The 19,760-nt window shown below is 31.4% G+C and carries 19 protein-coding genes; 3 read left to right on the forward strand and 16 right to left on the reverse strand.

The window, feature by feature from the left end; genetic code table 11:
* Positions 1-15 precede the first annotated feature (15 nt).
* Both MPF19_RS00825 and MPF19_RS00830 read right to left on the reverse strand, forming a co-directional pair.
* The gene (locus MPF19_RS00825) at positions 16-3,069 is read right to left on the reverse strand and encodes a TAT-variant-translocated molybdopterin oxidoreductase (protein WP_249986401.1); all 3,054 of its coding nucleotides are present in this window, start codon (positions 3,067-3,069) and stop codon (positions 16-18) included.
* A gap of 84 nt (positions 3,070-3,153) precedes the next feature.
* A complete protein-coding gene (locus MPF19_RS00830; RefSeq protein WP_203393365.1) occupies positions 3,154-4,455 on the reverse strand; it encodes a c-type cytochrome in 1,302 nt (433 codons plus the stop codon).
* A gap of 194 nt (positions 4,456-4,649) precedes the next feature.
* Here MPF19_RS00830 and MPF19_RS00835 point away from each other — a divergent pair, with 194 nt between their 5' ends.
* Positions 4,650-5,018, forward strand: a complete 369-nt coding sequence (locus MPF19_RS00835; RefSeq protein ID WP_203393366.1) for an SPOR domain-containing protein — start codon at positions 4,650-4,652, stop codon at positions 5,016-5,018.
* Between the two features lie 158 nt (positions 5,019-5,176).
* Here MPF19_RS00835 and MPF19_RS00840 read toward each other — a convergent pair whose 3' ends face one another.
* The 5 genes from MPF19_RS00840 to MPF19_RS00860 form a co-directional block, all read right to left on the reverse strand.
* Complete coding sequence (locus MPF19_RS00840) at positions 5,177-5,752, reverse strand: DUF2911 domain-containing protein (RefSeq protein WP_249986402.1); 576 nt, start codon at positions 5,750-5,752, stop codon at positions 5,177-5,179.
* Positions 5,753-5,841: 89 nt separating this feature from the next.
* The gene (locus MPF19_RS00845) at positions 5,842-5,955 is read right to left on the reverse strand and encodes a FeoB-associated Cys-rich membrane protein (RefSeq protein ID WP_203393368.1); all 114 of its coding nucleotides are present in this window, start codon (positions 5,953-5,955) and stop codon (positions 5,842-5,844) included.
* Positions 5,955-8,066 (reverse strand): ferrous iron transport protein B, encoded by a 2,112-nt coding sequence (feoB, locus tag MPF19_RS00850; RefSeq protein ID WP_249986403.1) that lies wholly within the window; start codon positions 8,064-8,066, stop codon positions 5,955-5,957. Before feoB ends, MPF19_RS00845 begins: the two co-directional genes overlap by 1 nt.
* A complete protein-coding gene (locus MPF19_RS00855; RefSeq protein ID WP_203393370.1) occupies positions 8,066-8,296 on the reverse strand; it encodes a FeoA family protein in 231 nt (76 codons plus the stop codon). The genes feoB and MPF19_RS00855 overlap by 1 nt, the downstream gene beginning before the upstream one ends.
* Before the next feature lie 51 nt (positions 8,297-8,347).
* Positions 8,348-9,028: an SCO family protein gene (locus MPF19_RS00860; RefSeq protein ID WP_249986404.1), complete on the reverse strand. Its 681-nt coding sequence runs from the start codon at positions 9,026-9,028 to the stop codon at positions 8,348-8,350.
* Between the two features lie 171 nt (positions 9,029-9,199).
* Here MPF19_RS00860 and rseP point away from each other — a divergent pair, with 171 nt between their 5' ends.
* Positions 9,200-10,546: an RIP metalloprotease RseP gene (gene rseP, locus MPF19_RS00865; protein WP_249986405.1), complete on the forward strand. Its 1,347-nt coding sequence runs from the start codon at positions 9,200-9,202 to the stop codon at positions 10,544-10,546.
* Between the two features lie 839 nt (positions 10,547-11,385).
* Here rseP and MPF19_RS00870 read toward each other — a convergent pair.
* From MPF19_RS00870 to MPF19_RS00905, 8 genes are all read right to left on the reverse strand, one after another.
* On the reverse strand, positions 11,386-12,834 hold the full coding sequence (locus MPF19_RS00870; protein ID WP_249986406.1) for a flotillin family protein: 1,449 nt from the start codon (positions 12,832-12,834) through the stop codon (positions 11,386-11,388).
* 12 nt (positions 12,835-12,846) lie between these two features.
* Positions 12,847-13,419 (reverse strand): hypothetical protein, encoded by a 573-nt coding sequence (locus MPF19_RS00875; RefSeq protein WP_203393374.1) that lies wholly within the window; start codon positions 13,417-13,419, stop codon positions 12,847-12,849.
* Between the two features lie 392 nt (positions 13,420-13,811).
* On the reverse strand, positions 13,812-14,867 hold the full coding sequence (locus MPF19_RS00880) for an NAD(P)/FAD-dependent oxidoreductase (RefSeq protein WP_203393450.1): 1,056 nt from the start codon (positions 14,865-14,867) through the stop codon (positions 13,812-13,814).
* Positions 14,868-15,109: 242 nt separating this feature from the next.
* Positions 15,110-15,346 carry a NifU family protein gene (locus MPF19_RS00885; RefSeq protein ID WP_203393375.1) on the reverse strand — a complete coding sequence of 79 codons (237 nt, stop codon included), beginning with the start codon at positions 15,344-15,346 and terminating at the stop codon, positions 15,110-15,112.
* A 10-nt stretch (positions 15,347-15,356) separates the two neighbouring features.
* Positions 15,357-16,490: an Mrp/NBP35 family ATP-binding protein gene (locus MPF19_RS00890; RefSeq protein WP_249986407.1), complete on the reverse strand. Its 1,134-nt coding sequence runs from the start codon at positions 16,488-16,490 to the stop codon at positions 15,357-15,359.
* A 160-nt stretch (positions 16,491-16,650) separates the two neighbouring features.
* Complete coding sequence (locus MPF19_RS00895; protein WP_249986408.1) at positions 16,651-16,983, reverse strand: MGMT family protein; 333 nt, start codon at positions 16,981-16,983, stop codon at positions 16,651-16,653.
* 243 nt (positions 16,984-17,226) lie between these two features.
* Positions 17,227-17,898, reverse strand: a complete 672-nt coding sequence (gene trmB / locus MPF19_RS00900; RefSeq protein WP_249986409.1) for a tRNA (guanosine(46)-N7)-methyltransferase TrmB — start codon at positions 17,896-17,898, stop codon at positions 17,227-17,229.
* Positions 17,899-17,907: 9 nt separating this feature from the next.
* Complete coding sequence (locus MPF19_RS00905; RefSeq protein WP_203393379.1) at positions 17,908-18,129, reverse strand: DUF6341 family protein; 222 nt, start codon at positions 18,127-18,129, stop codon at positions 17,908-17,910.
* A gap of 41 nt (positions 18,130-18,170) precedes the next feature.
* Between MPF19_RS00905 and MPF19_RS00910 the strand changes: the two genes are divergently transcribed.
* On the forward strand, positions 18,171-19,100 hold the full coding sequence (locus MPF19_RS00910) for a DUF6427 family protein (RefSeq protein ID WP_249986410.1): 930 nt from the start codon (positions 18,171-18,173) through the stop codon (positions 19,098-19,100).
* On the opposite strand, the gene upp is transcribed toward MPF19_RS00910, so the two are convergent.
* Positions 19,095-19,748 carry a uracil phosphoribosyltransferase gene (upp, locus tag MPF19_RS00915; protein ID WP_203393381.1) on the reverse strand — a complete coding sequence of 218 codons (654 nt, stop codon included), beginning with the start codon at positions 19,746-19,748 and terminating at the stop codon, positions 19,095-19,097. The two genes, MPF19_RS00910 and upp, sit on opposite strands and share 6 nt — an antisense overlap.
* Between the last annotated feature and the right edge of the window lie 12 nt (positions 19,749-19,760).

The following is a 19,760-nucleotide window of genomic DNA, read 5'->3' on the forward strand; positions in this document are numbered from 1 at the left end:
GAATTTTAAATTTTCTTACGCTTCGTTTGTATTTCTAACTTTTACTTGATATACTACATTCGGTTTGGTCTGTAGGTAATCTAACACATGGTAAGATCTGTCATCTGCAGCTAAAGCAGCAACTTCATCTTCCTTATTGTTAACATCTCCAAAAACCATAGCTCCAGTTGTACAAGCTGATGAACACGCTGTTTCAAACTCATCAGTATTTACAGCTCTTCCTTCTTTCTTCGCTTTTAGAATAGTTGCTTGTGTCATTTGAATACACATAGAACATTTTTCCATAACTCCTCTAGAACGAACCACAACATCTGGGTTTAACACCATTTTACCGTAGTCATTATTCATATTGAAATCAAATTCATTGTTATTTGGATATTGAAACCAATTAAAACGACGAACTCTATACGGACAGTTGTTTGCACAATATCTTGTACCCACACATCTGTTATATGCCATTTGGTTTTGCCCTTGACGACCATGAGAAGTTGCTGCAACTGGACAAACCGTCTCACAAGGAGCATGATTACAGTGCTGACACATCATTGGTTGAAAAGTAACCTCTGGATTTTCTGCTTCAGTTTCTATAGCTTTATACAAGTCTCCTCCACTTAAGCCCTGCGCTTTTGCTTCCTCTCGAGTTGCAATTTCAGAAGAATAGTATCTATCGATACGCAACCAATGCATATCTCTACCAACTCTTACTTCTCTTTTCCCTACTACAGGTACATTGTTCTCTACATGACAAGCAACTACACACGCACCACAACCAGTACAAGATGATAAATCTATAGATAAATTAAAATGATGTCCTAATTCTCTATTATGCTCATCCCATAAATCTATGGTATTTGCTTCAACTTCTTTATGATCATAAGATACAAAAGCAGGTTTGTTCCAAGACTCTTTTGGATCTGCACTACTTACTACCTCTTTTAAAGAAGCCACTTTTAAGATATCATGACGACCAGCAATTGTTTTTTGTACTTGTGTACAAGCAAATTTATGTGTCCCAGATACTTTTTCTATAGTAACTCCGTATTGTATATTGTTTCCGTTAGCATATAATGGATAAGCATTAACACCAACTTGCATTTCTTCTTTTAAACCAAAAGTTTTACCATAACCTAAAGCTAAACCTACAGAACCAACAGCCTGACCAGGTTGCACCATAACCGGAACAACAACATCAACACCATTAACAGTTACTTTGGCATAATCTCCATTGATAGCTCCATTATCTTTTATAGGATTAGAAAAACCTAATTCTCTGGCATCTGCCATAGACATCATTAAGTAATTATCCCAAGAAGCTCTTGTAATAGGATCTGGAAATTCTTGTAACCAAGGATTGTTTGCTTGTTTACCGTCTCCTAAACCCGTTTTAGTATATAAGTTTAATTCAAAACCAGCAGCTTGTTTAGCAGCACTAGAAAGTTTAGATGCAGCATCAGAAATAGATACTTCAGCTAAAGTAGCCTCAGAAACAACTGCTTCTTTTGTAAAGAAACCGTTATGTAAAGCTTTATTCCAAGAGCTTCCACCTAAAACATTGGTAGTAGCATACGTTTTTAAATAATCGTAATATTTTGTAGTATCTCCAGACCATTTTAATAACGTATCTTGAAACTGACGTGTATTAAATAATGGTTGAATTGTTGGTTGCATTAAACCATACGTTACTTCATCGAATTGAGTATCTCCCCAAGATTCTAAAAAGTGTGCCATTGGCAATGCAAAATCCATAGCAGCCGCTGTACTACTATTTTCTGTAGACAATGCAACTGAAATTTCTAATTTCTCTAATCCCTCAGAGAAATCTGCTGCGTTTGATAATGAATAAATTGGATCTACATTGTAAGCTATTAAACCTGCAATTTTACCAGCTTTCATATCTGAAACTAATTGAGCAACTTCCGCATCATTTCCTTTACGGATGTTTAGCGTATTTGTTGTATCAATAATTTCACTATTTAATGCTTTGTTAATTGCCAAAGCAATTAGTTGTGCATTTTTATCATTTAAACCTGTTAACACAACACCTTTAGAACCCGCTTTCTTTAAATCTGAAGCAAGTACTTTAATTTTTGCATCTATAGAAGTTGCTTTAGAAGAAACGTTAGCTCCTGTAATAGCGTTGTATAAATTTAACAATGCAAATACCTGATCAGAAGGTTTTACAACCACTCTTTTATCAGAATTAGCACCTGTTAAAGACATATTACTTTCTACCTGTACATGGTAAGACATAAATCCTTTTTCTGGTTTTCTACCAGCAATGTATTGCTTTTCTAAACCTCCGTGGAAATCTCCAAGAAAATCTGCTCCAAAAGAAACAATTGTTTTTGCATTTTCTAAATGATAATTTGGTAATACACGTCTACCGTACATTGCCATAAAAGCATCTGCCGCTCCAGATTCTGAAACTGCATCGTAAACCACATGTTTTACATTTGGATTTTCAGCAATAAATCCTTCAATAATTTTATCTGTAGATGGACTAGCCATTGTACCTGTTAATAACACAACAGGTTTATTTGCTTCTTTTAATTCGTTTAATTTTGCACCAATTTTAGCATCAGCATCTGCCCAAGTTAAGAAAGACTCTTTATCTTGAGGTTCTTTTAAACGTAATTTTTCATCATATAAAGAAAGAACAGCAGCTTGCACTCTTGCACTAGTTGTTCCGTTTGCTTCTTTATTTGGCATTATTTGAATAGGACGACCTTCACGTGTTTTAACCAACACATTTGCAAAATCGTATCCATCTGCCATAGATGTTGCATACCAATCTGCAACTCCAAGAGTTATATCGTCTGGTTTTACAACATAAGGAATAGCCTTTCTAACCGGTCCTTCACAAGCGGCTAAAGAAGCAGCAGCTGTAGTAAAACCAACATATTTTAAAAAGTCTCTACGCGAAGTAGAAGAATTCTCTAAAGTTTCTTTATCACCTAAAAACTCATCTGTAGGAAGTTCTTCTACAAATTCGTTTTTACTTAACGTTTCAACAATAGAACTACCTTTAAGTTCCTCAACACTTTGCCAGTATTTTTTGTCTGAAGCCATTTATACTTTTTATTTAATGATTGAAAGATTGAAAACTAAAAAAACATTCAGTCTCTTAATCTTTTAATTTTTAATTCTTTTTGATTAGTAGTGACATTTACCACACTCTTTACCACCCAATTGTGAAATGGTAACCTGATCTACGTTGTATTTCTTTGCCAAATCTTCATGAATTTTTTTGTAATAATCATTACCTTTTAAATCCACTTTAGTTTGTTTATGACAATCGATACACCAACCCATTGTTAATGGAGAGTATTGATATACTTCTTCCATTTCTTCTACAGGACCATGACATTTTTGACATGCTACCCCTGCAACCGTAACGTGTTGTGAGTGATTGTAGTAAACAAAATCTGGTAAATTATGAACTCTTACCCATTTAATAGGAGCCGTTTCACCTGTATACTCTAAATTATCAGCATCCCAACCAGCAGCTTTGTATACTTTTGCAATCTCAAGATCTAACTCTTCTTTTCCAAGAACAAGTCCATCTTCTAATTCTACAACAGTATCATCTGCAACTTCAGAAATATTTTTATGACAATTCATACAAACATTAACAGATGGAATACCAGATGTTTTACTATGTTTAGCTGATGAATGACAATATTGACAATCTATTTTATTATCTCCCGCATGTATTTTGTGAGAAAATGCAATTGGCTGTATTGGTTGATATCCTTCATCTACACCTACTTTAAATAAGGTTCCGAAAAACAAATATGCGCCAACCAATAATAAAAATATGGTTGATAACACTTTTAAGAATGTATTTTGTTTTAAACCTGCCCAAAGTTCATGTAAATCTCTTTTAAGATTAGAATCTTCTCCTGGTACAGTATTCCCTTTTAATTCACTTACCTGTTTTAACAAACTAGCAATCATTAAAAAAGCAACAATAATTGCACCTGCTAATATGTATATTAACCAACCCGGAGCAGCTGCAGTAGAAGTATTAGCAGTAGCACTCGCAACAGCTTCTACCTTTTTTAACTCACCTACCGTGGTGTAATATAAAAGGTCATCTATATTTTGATCTGATAATTGAGGAAAAGCAGTCATTGCAGCACCTTTGTACTCATCAAAGATTGCATTTGCATCTTTATCTCCTGAAGCTCTAAACTCGGCATTATTTTTAATCCAAGATTTTAACCAATCATTCTCTCTTCTTTCTTCAACACCACCTAAAGCAGGGCCTACTAATTTCTTATCTAACTTGTGACAAGAAGCACATAAAGATTTAAATAATTTTTTTCCTTCTTTTTGACGAGCTTCATCTATATCTTGAGAATAAGCAGACACGCTAAATGCAAAAATTAGGAGAAAAGTAATACTTTTTAAAAGTAATGTGGTTAGTCTATTGTGCAATTCTACACTTTTCATATTTAAACTTTGTTTAAAAATATCTAATATAAAATGATAAAAGTCATTTTTTTCCGTTTGACAAAAGTACTACTTCTTCCTAAAGTTTGAAAAGCTAAAAGAATGTTAAACTTAATTTATAATTATTCTAAATAAGAGGTTTCACTAATTTATTCCTAAACTAGTCGTTATTTTTGTACAAAATTAAATTAGGCATGAAAAGTAAATTTACAGTACTCTCGTTTTTGATTGTTTTATTAACAACAAGTTACACTTCTTTCTCTCAGAATAAAACAAATGAAACTGCAGAAATTAAAAGTATAATTTCTAAAAAAAGAAGTTTTAATAGTACCTACGGATTTGGTTATAGAATTCAACTTTATAATGGAAATGAATCTAAAGCAAGAAGCATTATAGCTCGTTTTAAAGTAGAGTTTCCAGAAAACTTCTCTAAACTAGTGTATAAAGCACCCGATTGGAAAGTACATGTGGGTAATTATAAAACAAAGTTAGAAGCAGATAAAGATATAGTGAAATTTCAAGAAAAATTCTCTGGAATTATAGTGATTCCAATGGGCAAGTAAAGAGACTATATTACAAGTAATTGAAAAAACTTCAAATTTTTTACCATCTGTATTTAGATAGTGAAAAATTTGAAGCTTTTTAATATAATATATTTAAAACTCTACATAGCTAAACAAAAACTCTAAACCACCAATGATTAAGGTTCTAAAAAGAATTCTTATTTTCCTTGCGCTTCTAAAACTACTTCTTGTAAAGGCACAGAAACCACTGTATTTCCCCAACCTAAATACATAGTAACCAAATCATCCTTATTTTCATTAAAAACAATTGAAAAAGACTCAATAGGTTTTTCTGCTTCAGAAACTTTACCAGATACTCTAAGAACATCATCTTTCTTATCATACGTATAATGACCCCAAACATTTCTAACAGCACTTAAAATAAAAGTCCATTCTTTTTCTGAAGGAATTGTAAATAAAGTATAGGTACCCGCTTTTACTTTTTTCCCACCAAATAAAACATCTTTAAAAAAAGTAATTTCAGAAGCTTCATTAGCACCTGTTCTCCACACACCTTTATCAGAAACCGCCGCTAAAGAAGACAATTCTCTTCCTTTTAATTGTGGTCTACTATAAATTACTTTTACTAGTTTATCAGAATTTCTCCAATCAGATGGATAGGAAGCAGCATCCATAGGACTTACGTCTAATCTTGGGAATTTTTGAGCGAAAGTGTTTTTTGCTGAAATAATGGTGATTGCAAAAACGGCAAAGGATAAAATTGTTTTCTTCATTTTTATATTTTAAGATATGATTTAAAAATCAGTCATCAAAAATAAAAAACCTTACACAGTGAAAATCCTAATTTTGTGTTAAAGAATTTTTAACAACCACAACCCGAACTACACCCTTTCTTTTTCTTAGAAGGGAAAATATATTTTCTCACCAAAAAAGCAACGGCTACTACAACTAATATGTATGCTATAATTTCTTGCATTAACTTAAAATTTGATAGGTTATAAACGAAGCCATATAAGCTAAAAAGCCCATACCAAACAACTGAATTAACGGCCATTTCCAAGACTTGGTTTCACGTTTAACAATGGCTAAAGTTGCCATACATTGCATTGCAAAGGCATAAAAAACCATTAAAGACATTCCTACAGGAAAATTAAATCTTTTTTCTCCAGTATCTGGATTTATTTCAGACCTCATCTTTTCTTTAATCGTAGATGTATTTTCATCATCTGCTTCTACACTATAAATAGTAGCTAAAGTACCTACAAAAACTTCTCTGGCAGCAAAAGATGTTATTAGAGCAATTCCTATTTTCCAATCATACCCTAATGGTCTAATTGCCGGTTCAATTGTTTTCCCTAAAATACCAATATAAGAACTTTCTAATCTTGCAGAAGCTACTTTTTGTTGTAACTCTTGGTCTGATAAATTTTGATTCGCCACTTTTTCAATAGTATTTTTTTCGGCATCATCAAAAGAACTTGGTCCGTTAGATGCTAAAAACCATAAGACAATAGACAAGGCTAAAATGATTTTTCCTGCTTCAAAAACAAATGATTTTGTTTTTTCTACCACTTCAAAAAATACATTTTTTACTGAAGGCAACTTGTAATTAGGCATCTCTACCACAAAAAAAGACTTCGTTTTTATCTTTAATGTTTTATGTAAAATATACGCAGCTATCACTGCCGTTGCAAACCCCAAAGCATATAATGACAAGAGCACTAAACCTTGTAAATTTAAAAATCCAAATATTTTTTTACTAGGAATTATCAACGAAATTAAAATTGCATAAATTGGTAAACGTGCAGAACAGGTAGTAAAAGGCACTACTAAAATGGTTATTAAGCGCTCTTTCCAACTAGCAATTGTTCTAGTTGCCATAATTGCAGGAATAGCACAAGCGGTACCAGAAATTAATGGAATTACACTTTTACCGTTCATACCAAAACGTCGCATAATTTTATCCATTAAAAATACTACGCGGCTCATATACCCAGTTTCTTCTAATACCGAAATAAATAGAAACAAAATAGCAATTTGTGGAATAAAGATTAATACCCCACCTATACCTGGAATAATTCCTTCTGTTAACAAATCTGTAAGCACTCCGGGGGGTAAATTACTTTTTGTAAAATCGGCTACTTTAGCAAAAGTAGTATCTATAAAATCCATTGGTACCGAAGCCCAATCGAAAACAGATTGAAAAATCACCAACAATAAGAACACAAAGAAAAAGTACCCAAAAAATTTATGTGTAAAAACTCTATCTAATCTACCACGTAGGTCTTTGGCTTTTGTTTTATCAACTATATAGGTCTTTTTAAGAATTTTATTAATTTCTTGATAACGATATATGGTTTCTTTATGTTGATATTTCTTTAACTTAGAAACATCCTTTTTAAAACTAAGCAGCTTTTGTTTTTCTTCTGATGAAATAGTGTCTGGGTAATTATTCTGTGTTACCATCAACCATAATTCATACAAAGAATAATTAGGGCTAATTTCTTTTAACTTATCAAAATAATCTGGATCAATCTGATGATTAATACCACATAAAGGAGATGCTTTTGCTGCAACATGACATCGAATAATTGCTGCTTTTACATCATTTATACCTTCATTTTTTCTGGCACTTATTAAAACGACTTCTGTATTTAACTCCTTTTTTAATAATGATAAATCAATAGTAATTCCTTTTCTGTTCATTTGGTCAACCATATTGATTGCCAAAACCGTTGGAATTTCTAAATCTTTAATTTGAGAGAAAAGCAGTAAGTTTCTTTTTAAATTTTCTACATCTGCAACCACCAATATAACATCTGGAGATTCTTTTATATCCTTTTTAAGTAGTGTTTTTAAAACAATACTTTCGTCCATAGAAGTAGGGTTTATGCTGTAAGTACCAGGTAAATCTGTTATAATAGCATTTTGTGTAGCAGATAATTTACTAATACCTTCTTTTTTATCAACCGTAATTCCAGGATAATTACCAACTTTTTGGTTTAAACCTGTAAGTTGGTTAAAAAGAGAGGTTTTCCCAGTGTTTGGGTTCCCTATTAAAGCAACTTTTATATCGTTTTTAGACATTATAAATGGACTTTAAGTATTCGAATTTTAGCAGCTGTTTCTTTTCTTATTGCCAAATGGCTTCCATTTACACATATATATATAGGATCCTTTAAAGGCGCTATTTGAACCAACTGAACCTCTGCCCCAGGTAGACAGCCCATTTCTAACAACTTTAAAGGAATAAAATCTAAAGACTCTTCAGAAATATATCCTATCTCTCCCTTACGTAATGTGGCTATTGTGCTCAATGAATTTTATTTGGAAGGCAAATATACTCATTTAGAATCATTCTAAACAAGTTATTTGGAAGCATATTCCTCTTTTAACAAAACAATATCTTTTTTTAGCTTTTCCATGTCTTTTTTCTCTGTACCATCGTAATATCCTCTAATACGTCTTTCTTTATCCACCAAAACAAATTGCTCTGTATGTATAAAATCATTTTCGTCTCCAGTACCTTCATCTGTTACAGCGAAATAACTTTTTCTGGCAAGCTCATAAATATGTTTTTTAGGTCCTGTAGTAACATTCCATTTTCCATCTATAACACCTTTTCTATCTGCATAGGCTCTTAATACTGAAACGCTATCAATTACTGGGGTTACAGAATGAGACAAAAACATAATATCCGTATCATTTTTATAATATTCCTGCAACTCACTCATATTATAAGCCATGGCAATACAAATAGTTTGGCAACGGGTAAAAAAGAAATCTGCTATGTAAATTTTATCTTTATAATCATCATTTGTAATGGTTTTTCCATTTTGGTTGATCAATTTAAAATCTGCGACGGTGTGATTTTTTTGAATATGCAACATACTTTCATCTACCAACCTCGGGTTTACATCTACAGGATTATAAATTTTAAGGCGATTATCAACCTTTAGTAAATGATAAAATACGGGAAGTGAAATTGCCGAAAAAACTACTAAAAAAATAAGAGTTGGCAACGATTTTTTAAAGAATTTGAACTCCATAAAATAATTTTATAAGTACAAATTTACGACTTAAAAACCCCTTAGAAAAGCTAATAAAAGTAAATACTACCCAAAATCTTTGTTAAAATAAAAAGGTAGCTCAATTTGTTCTTTTGCAACTCTCTTTAAAAACGTACATTTGCCACTATTTTAATTATGATTTAACACTGAATGGAAATATTAATAAAAGCATCGCAATTTATTTTAAGTTTATCTTTATTGATTGTATTGCACGAGCTAGGGCACTTTATACCTGCAAAATTGTTTAAAACGAGAGTAGAAAAATTCTACTTATTCTTCGATTATAAATTCTCAATCTTTAAGAAAAAAATTGGTGATACCGTTTATGGTATTGGCTGGATTCCTTTAGGTGGATATGTAAAAATATCTGGTATGATAGATGAAAGTATGGATACCGAACAGATGGCTTTACCGCCACAACCTTGGGAATTCCGATCTAAACCTGCATGGCAACGTTTAATAATTATGCTAGGTGGAGTTTTTGTGAATTTTGTATTAGGGATATTTATTTACATTATGTTAATGTATACCTACGGAGAAAAATTTCTACCAAATGAAAACGTAACAGACGGAGTTTGGGTACAAGATTCTTTGGCAATAAATCTAGGTTTACAAACCGGAGATAAAGTATTGACGATTGATGGTGAAAAAATTAAAAAGTTTAATGAATTAACTTTAGGCTTTGTAAACGGAAATAATTTTCAAATAGAAAGAAATGGGAAAATTATTGACAAAGTAATTCCTGAAGATTTCATCTCTCAACTAGTAGATAGAGGTAAAGATGCTGGGTTAATTGTACTCCCTAGATATCCCTTTGTTATTGGTGCTGTTTCTGCAGATTCACCTAATATAAATTCTGATTTAAAACCAAATGATATTGTTGTTTCTATTAACGGAGATGCAATAAAATATTTTGATGAAGCTAAAGCTCCTTTAGATAAATTTAAAAATCAAGATATAAAATTAACTGTAAAAAGAGGATCAGAAACAAAAGACGTAGCCGTAAAAGTTACTAATGAAGGAAAATTAGGCCTTAGTTTAGGCCAATTACCTTCTAAAGATTTAGAACGACTAGGTTATTACAAGTTAGCTAATATTGAGTATTCTTTTGCAGAAGCAATTCCTGCAGGATGGAACAAATCTGTAAAAACACTTACAGACTACATAAAACAATTAAAGAAAATTTTTAACCCAAGCACAGGAGCTTATAAAGGTTTAGGTGGTTTTATTTCTATAGGAAGTATTTTCCCTTCTGAATGGAGCGCAGAAACCTTCTGGAACATTACAGCATTCTTATCTATTATGTTAGGTTTTATGAACCTTTTACCAATACCAGCTTTAGATGGTGGACACGTAGTTTTTACCCTTTGGGAAATGATTACAGGAAAAAAGCCAGGAGATAAATTTTTAGAATATGCACAAGTAACAGGCTTTATTTTATTAATAGCCTTATTACTTTTCGCTAACGGAAACGATATATTTAGATTGTTTAAGTAAAGTAAACAAAACATAAGAAACCAAAAAGCCTCACTTTTATAAAAAGTGAGGCTTTTTTTTACACTCTTAAAGAACGATTGATAAAAGAAAACCAAGTATAATACGTATAGCAATTATTACAACCATATGTCTTAGTTCCTGGTATTAACCTAATAATAAATTTTCTTTTTTCTCTATGCCTAGACACAGAATTACATCTTGGACAAGCTTTCATAATTTATAGTTTAGAGTTAGAATATTGAAATATAGATATTTACAACACATTAAAGCTACTCTAAATTAACTAATTTATATGCTCTATATTTGTTAATGCATCTATTTTTTATACTTTTACTAGTATAAATTAATTAAAAAAAACTTTACTCCTACTAATTTATTTACTGCTTCCTGTAAATAAAAGTACTATTTAATTTACATAACAGTTCATAAAAAACCCTCACAATGTTATTATTGTAAGGGTATTTTTATATTTTAAAAGAACGATTGATAAAAGAAAACCAAGTATACTCTGTATTACACTTATCGCAAGCATAAGCTTTTGTACCTGGTATTAATCTTATAAATGCACCTCTCTTCATTCTATGGTTTGATTTAGATTTACACTTTGGACAAGCTTTCATTGTTGAGGAAATATTTGATTTAGACTTGCAATCTACAACAAACAAAAATTATATCATATACCGTCATATTCAATTTAATAATTATTTAATATGCAGTACTTTAAAACCAATAAAAGGAAAACAAATTGTTATCAAACAAAGAAAAACCACCATTCAAAATAAATGAATGATGGTTTTATAAAAATTATATAAATAGAATATGCTCGTTTATTAGAACACTTATTTTTTAGACGGTAAATCTTCTTTAGGTTCAATAACCTCGGCTGCCTCTACAATTTCTTTAACATCTTCAGCAGAAATATCTTTTCCTTTTAAATAACTTGGCAACTCCATACCAGCCATATTAAACATTTCTTGTAATGGTGGCACTGCTTTATACATACCAGAAATAAAGTTAGACGTTGATGTCTTACCATCTGCACCCCCTCCATTTTCCCAAACAGTTACTTTATCAATCTTAATATTTTTAATAGCTTCTGCTTGTATTTTTACCAATTCTGGTAATTTATCTGCAATTAATAACAATGCAGCATTTTGAGAATCATTTCCTGCCGCTTTTACTATTTGATCTAAACCTTGTGCTTGTTTTGTTAAAACTTCAAATAAACCTTGCGCTTCTGCTTGTGCTTTAAACAAAATTGCATCCGCTTCTCCTTTTGCAATTCTTCTAATATTTTCTGCTCTTGCTTCTGCATCTATTTCTACTTTACGTTTATCTATTTCTGCAGGTACAATAATATCTGCTAATTGAGAAGAACGTTCTCTTTCTGCTCTTGCAACTTCTGCTTCTTGCTCTGCCGCATAAGACTCTTTTAATGCGTTTGCTGTTTGTACTTTTTCTGATGCAATTGCTGTACGCTCCGCTTCCGCCTCTCTTTGTCTTCTTAAAGAATCTGAATTGGCTACATTAATTTTTGCGGTATTTTCTCCAGCTACTGCTTGTGCATTTGCTGCTGCAACCTGCGTTCTTTCATCTTGTACTGCATTTGCTTCTCCAATAGAACCATCTCTATTTTTTTCTGCTACAGATTTACGTGCTGCGTTAATTGCGTGTGCTGCAGCTTCTTTACCAAGTGCTTCTATATAACCAGATTCATCAACAATATCTGTAATATTTACGTTGATTAATTTTAAACCTACTTTCTTTAACTCAGTTTCTACAGATTGAGAAATATTCGTCAAAAACTTATCTCTGTCATTATTAATTTCTTCAATATCCATTGAAGCTACCACCAAACGTAACTGACCAAATATAATTTCTTGAGCTAGATCTTGAATGCTATCTTGGTCTAAACCTAACAATCTTTCTGCAGCATTTTGCATAATTCCTGGCTCTGTAGAAACCCCAATAGTAAATCTAGAAGGTACATTTACACGAATGTTTTGCTTAGAAAGGGCGTTTACCAAATTTACTTCTATAGAAATTGGTGTTAAATCTAAAAATTGATAATCTTGAATTACAGGAAAAATAAATGCAGCACCACCATGAATACATTTGGCAGATTCTCCTCCTCCAACTTTTCCATAAACCACCAAAATTCTGTCTGAAGGACATCTTTTATATCGTTTTACCAAAGTGACAAACACAATTATAATTGCTAAAATAGCAAAAGCAATTACTGGCAATGCACCAAAGGATTCAATTTGTAATGTTATAAAATTTTGCATAGTATTTTTTATTTATTTTTGAGGTTCTATTATTAATATTCCATTGTTTGTTACTTCAATTACTTTTATAACATTTCCTTGTTTTAAGTCTTCATTATAATCTGTTAAAGCTTCTAATTCTCTTAAAGCTCCTTGTACTTTTACTTGTACTTTTCCAATTTTAGACCTATTTGCCCCCACGGTTAAATACACTTCTCCAATAGCATTTAAAGCATTTTTCATTTTTAAAGTTCCGCTAGAGGTTAATTTACTGATGTAATAAAACATTGCTGCCATTACAAACATCATTGCTAAACCACAAAGAAGTGAAATAATAATAGTGGTAGGTTTTGAATTTCCGGCATCGATACTTGAAATTCCACTCCATCCGAAAATAGTAAAAAATGCGACTAAGTTTTTCAAGGTAAAAAATTGAAATCCTGCACCGGTATCTGCATCAATCTCTGCATCTACATCGCCAATATCATCTGTATCTGCACCAAATATTGTAGTTATTAAGACCAACAAAAACATAAAGGTAGAAATACTTGTAATTATCCAATACGTTTTTTGAAAAGCAGTTAATTCCTGAAACCATTCCATCATAGGTGTTCGTTTTAAAAGAGATTAAATATAAAAAAAAATGACTGAATAACCACGTTATTCCACCAATATAAAGAGAAACTCAATTTTATGAAAATCAACTTTTATAAATGTGCTTTTATAAATTGATTTTAACCTTTAATTGATAAAAAATATAGCATTAAAAATTACTGAGTTTACCTATTAGTAACCTAAAAAGGTATTTTGTTACATAAATTTTAAAAAATATTAACAATCAAATAAAATAGAGTGCAATTTTGTTATCATTACTATTTTACTCCTATTAACTAAGATAAAAAGAATACTAAAAAACCCCTTCTGGTTTTTGAAACCTAAAGGGGCTGATTTAGTTATTTATAAAATGAGATTCTAACAAGTTTAGAATGATACATTGATTACTCTATCTTTTTTATAACGGCTTTTGGCGCTTCTTTTTTAGTTCCATCAAAACCTTCTACACCACCCACGGTTGTGTACTTCATTACATATTTTTTATCTGGATAAATTCTTTGATACGCACTTTGACACATTAAGGTTGCCTCATGAAAACCACATAAAATCAACTTTAATTTTCCTGGATAGATATTTACATCTCCAATGGCATAAATTCCTGGAATGTTAGTTTGATAATCTAAAGAATTATCAACTTTAATAGCATTTTTTTCTATTTCTAATCCCCAATTTGCAATTGGACCTAGTTTTGGTGATAAACCAAAAAGAGGAATAAAATGATCTGTTTCCACGATAAAAGGTTCCTCTCCTTTTTTAACAACCGAAACTCCGGTTACTTTATCTGTACCCACAATTCCTTTAACTTCTGCAGGCGTAATCATGGTAATTTTACCAGCGTCTTTTAATTCTTGTACTTTTTCTACAGAATCTAAAGCCCCTCTAAATTCGTTTCTTCTATGTATTAATGTTACTGAAGAAGCTACATCTGTTAAAAATATAGACCAATCTAAGGCAGAATCTCCACCACCAGAAATAACTACTTTTTTATTTCTGTAAAATTCTGGATCTCTAATAATGTATTCTACTCCTTTGTCTTCGAAATCTGTAATATTAGGAATTGGCGGTTTCCTTGGCTCAAAAGAACCTAAACCACCAGCAATAGCTACTATTTTAGCCTGATGTTTTGTACCTTTATTGGTAGTTACAATAAAAGAACCATCTTCTTGCTTGTCTATGGTTTCTGCGCGCTCTCCTAGTGTAAAACCTGGTTCAAATTGTTTAATTTGTTCCATTAGTTTGTAGGTTAAATCGCCCGCTAAAATTTCTGGATATGCAGGAATATCATAAATAGGTTTCTTCGGATAAATTTCAGAACATTGTCCGCCTGCTTGTGGCAATGCATCTATTAAATGACAACGTAATTTTAATAAACCTGCTTCGAAAACGGTGAATAATCCTGTTGGACCAGCACCAATAATTAAGATATCTGTTGTAATCACTTTTTGTTTCTTTAATTTTATCATTTTAAAAAACCAAGCATTCTGCTTATTTAAGCAAATTACTTGGTTCTTTATAACGCTATTTATTTTTTATGCTGATGAGCGCGTTAGGGATTGAAGCACCTGTTTGAGCTCTTTTTTACTTTTTTCGAGTAAAAAAAGCGAGTGCGAAAAGCCCGACCTTTTTAGGTAACGCCCAAAATTATATTTTTACAAATGTTTAAAAACTGATTTTTATCAGTTTACGCTACATTTATCACTTCAATAATTTGTGGCGCATACTTTTTAATAGTTGCTTCTACCCCGTTTTTTAAGGTCATTTGATTTACAGAACATCCTGTACAAGCACCTTCTAATTGTACTCTTACTATAGATTCTTCTATAGAAAGTAGTTTGATATTACCTCCGTCGCTTATTAAAAAAGGACGAATTTCATCTAATGCTTTTTCAACATTATTTAATGTTTCTTGTGCTGTCATAAAATCAAATTTATTTTGTGCTACAACCACTCATGGTTGTAATTCTAACTACTTCTGTTGGCGGTAAATCTGCATTTCTTTTTAATAATTCTGAAACCATTTCTTTGGTAATATCATTAAAAGCTTTTTCTAAAACAGTTCCGTTTTGTAAAGCTACCGGATGCCCAACGTCTCCAGATTCACGAATACTTTGCACTAAAGGAATTTCTCCTAAAAACTTGGTATTAATATCTGTTGCTAAATTTTTTGCTCCGTCTTTACCAAATATATAATATTTATTATCTGGCAATTCTTCTGGTGTAAAATATGCCATATTTTCTATGATTCCTAAAACAGGTACGTTAATATTTTCTTGTTGAAACATTGCTACACCTTTTTTAGCATCTGCTAATGCGATGTTTTGCGGTGTACTTACCACAACTGCTCCATTAATTGGTAAGGCTTGTACTATTGATAAATGTACGTCTCCTGTTCCTGGAGGTAAATCGATTAATAAAAAATCTAATTCTCCCCAATCTGCATCAAAAATTAATTGATTTAATGCTTTTGATGCCATTGGCCCTCTCCAAATTACTGCTTGATTTGGATTTGTAAAAAAACCTAAAGACAATAATTTTACTCCGTAGTTTTCTACGGGTTTCATTTTAGAACGGCCATCTACTTGTACAGAAAGTGGTTTTGCTTTTTCTACATCGAACATGATGTGTTGTGATGGCCCGTAAACATCGGCATCTAAAACCCCAACGTTAAAGCCCATTTTTGCTAAAGAAATTGCTGTATTTGATGTTATTGTAGATTTACCAACGCCTCCTTTACCAGATGCAATTGCAATAATATTTTTAATATTAGGAATTGCTTTTCCTTTAATTTGGTTTGGATTTACTTTTGCTACAGGCTTTTCTACTTTTAAATGTATTTTTACATTAATTTCTTCTCCAACATGGGTTTTAATTGCCTTGGCAATCTCCGTTTCAATCTTCTTTTTTGCTTGTAAAGTAGGGTTACTAATGGTAACATCTATTTCAACATCATTTCCAAAAGTAACTACATTTGTTACATTGTTGTTTTCTATTAAACTTTTACCTTCTCCGGGAGCTGTAATTGTTTCTAATGCCTTGTATATATCTTGTTTCTTAAAACTCACTTTATTTTTATTTAATCTTACTTGCAAATATACGTTTTACTGATTAGAATAGAAAGTTTGTAGATTGTGATTATTTATGTTTTGATAGTTGGATATTATATACACAAATTGCACCAATGGTTTTGTAATTATTGATAAATCTTAGATAGGTTTAGAAAAACTAAGACAATTCTTCTATAGGATTCCAAAACACTTTTTCTAAGTCTTGAATTTGATTTTCTACAACCATAATTCCTTCATTTTCTAGTAATTGTTGCATTAGGTTTGTACCATCAAAATGATGCTTACCTGTAAGTAATCCTTTTCTATTTACTACTCTATGTGCAGGAATATCTTCTAAATTATGTGCTTTATTCATAGCCCAACCTACCATTCTTGCAGATCTTGCTGCTCCTAAATACGTGGCAATTGCGCCATAACTGGTAACTCTACCATACGGAATTAGTCGAGCGACTTTGTAAACTTTATCAAAAAAATTATCGGATTCTTTCACATTGTGAAGATAGCATTATTACACGGAGTTTCGCAGAGATAACAAAGAGATACTCGGAGGCTTCAAAAAAAAGACACAGATTTCACGGATTATCACTGATGACTGTGGTGCAAAGTTATTACACAGAGTTTCACGGAGTAAAACAGCCATTCACGGAGTTGAAAACGAACATTAACAATTATGCTGCAATGAGATTCCTCAATCGCCGAAAAGGCTCATTTTCGGAATGACAGCATGCGTAACCTAATACTTTAATCTAAATTTTATGTAGGTAATAGATTTATCTACTTCTAAATATTGCTTTTCGTAAAAAGTTTGAGTTTCTGTAACTTCTTTTGGCGCGCCTTCATTTTTATACACAGTATGGTTTGCATATAAAATTTCATGGCCTTCTCCATGCAATAAACCTAAAGTATAACCATGCATAAATTCTGAATCTGTTTTTAGATTCATGATACCATCTTCATTAAGAATATGATGGTATTTTTTCATAAAACTAGCATTAGTCATCCTATGTTTTGTACGCTGAAATTTTATTTGAGGATCTGGGAACGTAATCCAAATTTCTGAAACTTCATTTTCTGCAAAAATAAAATCGACCAACTCTATTTGAGTTCTTACAAAAGCTACATTATCTAGATTTTCTTCTATTGCAGTTTTTGCGCCTCTCCAAAAGCGAGCGCCTTTAATATCGATACCAATATAATTTTTATTCGGATTTTTTCTAGCCAAAGCAATGGTATATTCTCCTTTACCACACCCTAACTCTACAACAATAGGATTGTTGTTACCAAAAAAAGAATGCCATTTACCTTTATAAGAGAATTCTGTTACAACTTCTTCTCTAGTTGGCTGAATGACATTTTTAAACGTTTCATTTTCTTTGAAACGTTTTAGTTTGTTTTTGCTTCCCAAGTTATTATTTTAAGCTTTATCTTCTGTTCCTTCTCTCTTAAACTTAAGAGATTCTTTCATCCAATATGCTAATAAGCATAATAAAACTACTAGAAAACCCCAGTTTACTGCATTAGAAATCCACCAACCTAAATCTGCTTGTGCTACACTTGTGCGTAACCAGTTAAAAGGTAGGAATAAAAAATCAGTAAATAAACTACCAATCAGTCTAAAAATATTGCTTGCTATCATAACTTAATTATCTTTACGCTGCAAAAATAACAAAAGAAACCATGCTAGCCAATTTTTTAGAGAAATCTAAACCAATCAATTTTATAAGCTATTTAGGGCTGTTTTTTTGCTTCTTTTTAATTACTATTTTTTCTAGCTTTTTTACAGACGCTTTTACTTGGTTAAGTGCACTAGAAAACCTCTCTTTTTTATTGCTTTTTTTGATTGTTTTTTTCTTTTTTAATTTTATTATTTCAAAAAACAAACTAACTTTTGATCATTCTTATGCTTTCTTCATTTATGTATTAGCAACCATACTTTTTATTCCTAAGCTACTTGAGCTTAAAACCTTTATAATGCTAATAATTTACCTTCTTTTTTTAAGAAAAATATATAGTTTACGTTCTCCTAAAAAGGTAATTCAGAAATTATTTGACAGTGGTTTTTGGTTGGGTGTTCTTTTTATTCTAGAACCCTTTACCTTGGTTTTTATCTTCTTAATTTATGCTGCTATTTTATTGCGGAAAAAAGTTTCATTTCACACTTTATTAACTCCAATTTTTGGGTTTATTTCTCCCTTAATAATCTATTTTGCATACTTATTTTGGAACGATTCTATCGAAGAATCTCATCAATTATTTATTTTTAATAAAATAAATAACGTACTTATTTATGCAAAAGATAGCACTATTTGGATTTCTGGAACGATTCTTTTATTAACTATATGTGCTATTTTCTTAAAATCTCCGAAAGCATTATCTGTAAACAATTCTTTTAAAAAGAGTTGGATTCTTTTAATTATAAACTCAATTATTGCGGTAGTTTTTGCTTTACTTATACCTAAAAAGGATGGATCGGAAATTATTTTTTTATTGGTTCCAACATCCATAATTATTGCAAACGGATTTGAAGTTATTGAAAAAATGATGGTTAAAAATATTTTAGCAGTATTGTTATTAATAGGAACAATTCTAACTTTTTTCTTATCATAATTTAGATCCAAAAGCTAAATCGCCTGCATCTCCTAAACCAGGAACTATATACCCTTTACTATTTAGTTTATCATCAATAGCAGCGATCCATAAATGGGTGTTTTCCGGAAATTTATCTTTAATAAATTCTATTCCTTCTTTAGAAGCAATCACCACTACAATATGAATTTCTTTGGGGATTCCTTGTTTTTTTATTGCCTCATAAACAGAAACTAAAGATTGACCTGTTGCCAACATTGGGTCTGCTAATAATAATGTTTTATTTTCTACAGATGGTGCTGCAAAATATTCTACCACAATTTCGAATTCTGCATCGTTATTTGGATGACGACGATACGCAGAGATAAAAGCATTTTCTGCATCATCAAAATAGTTTAATAGCCCTTGATGCAGAGGTAAACCTGCTCTTAAAATTGAACACAGAACAACATCATTATTAGATAGTTGCACTATTTCTTCACCTAAAGGAGTTTTAACAGACACATCTGCATAAGAAAGGTTTTTACTTAATTCATACCCCAGAACTTCACCTATCCTCTCAATATTTCTTCTAAAACGAAGGGAGTCTTTTTGAATATTTACATCTCTAATTTCAGCGATGAACTTATTAAGTATAGAATTCTTTTCTTGTAGGTAATGAATAATCATTTTGATATTTTT

Source organism: Polaribacter sp. Z014, assembly GCF_023555435.1.
Classification (GTDB): Bacteria; Bacteroidota; Bacteroidia; order Flavobacteriales; family Flavobacteriaceae; genus Polaribacter.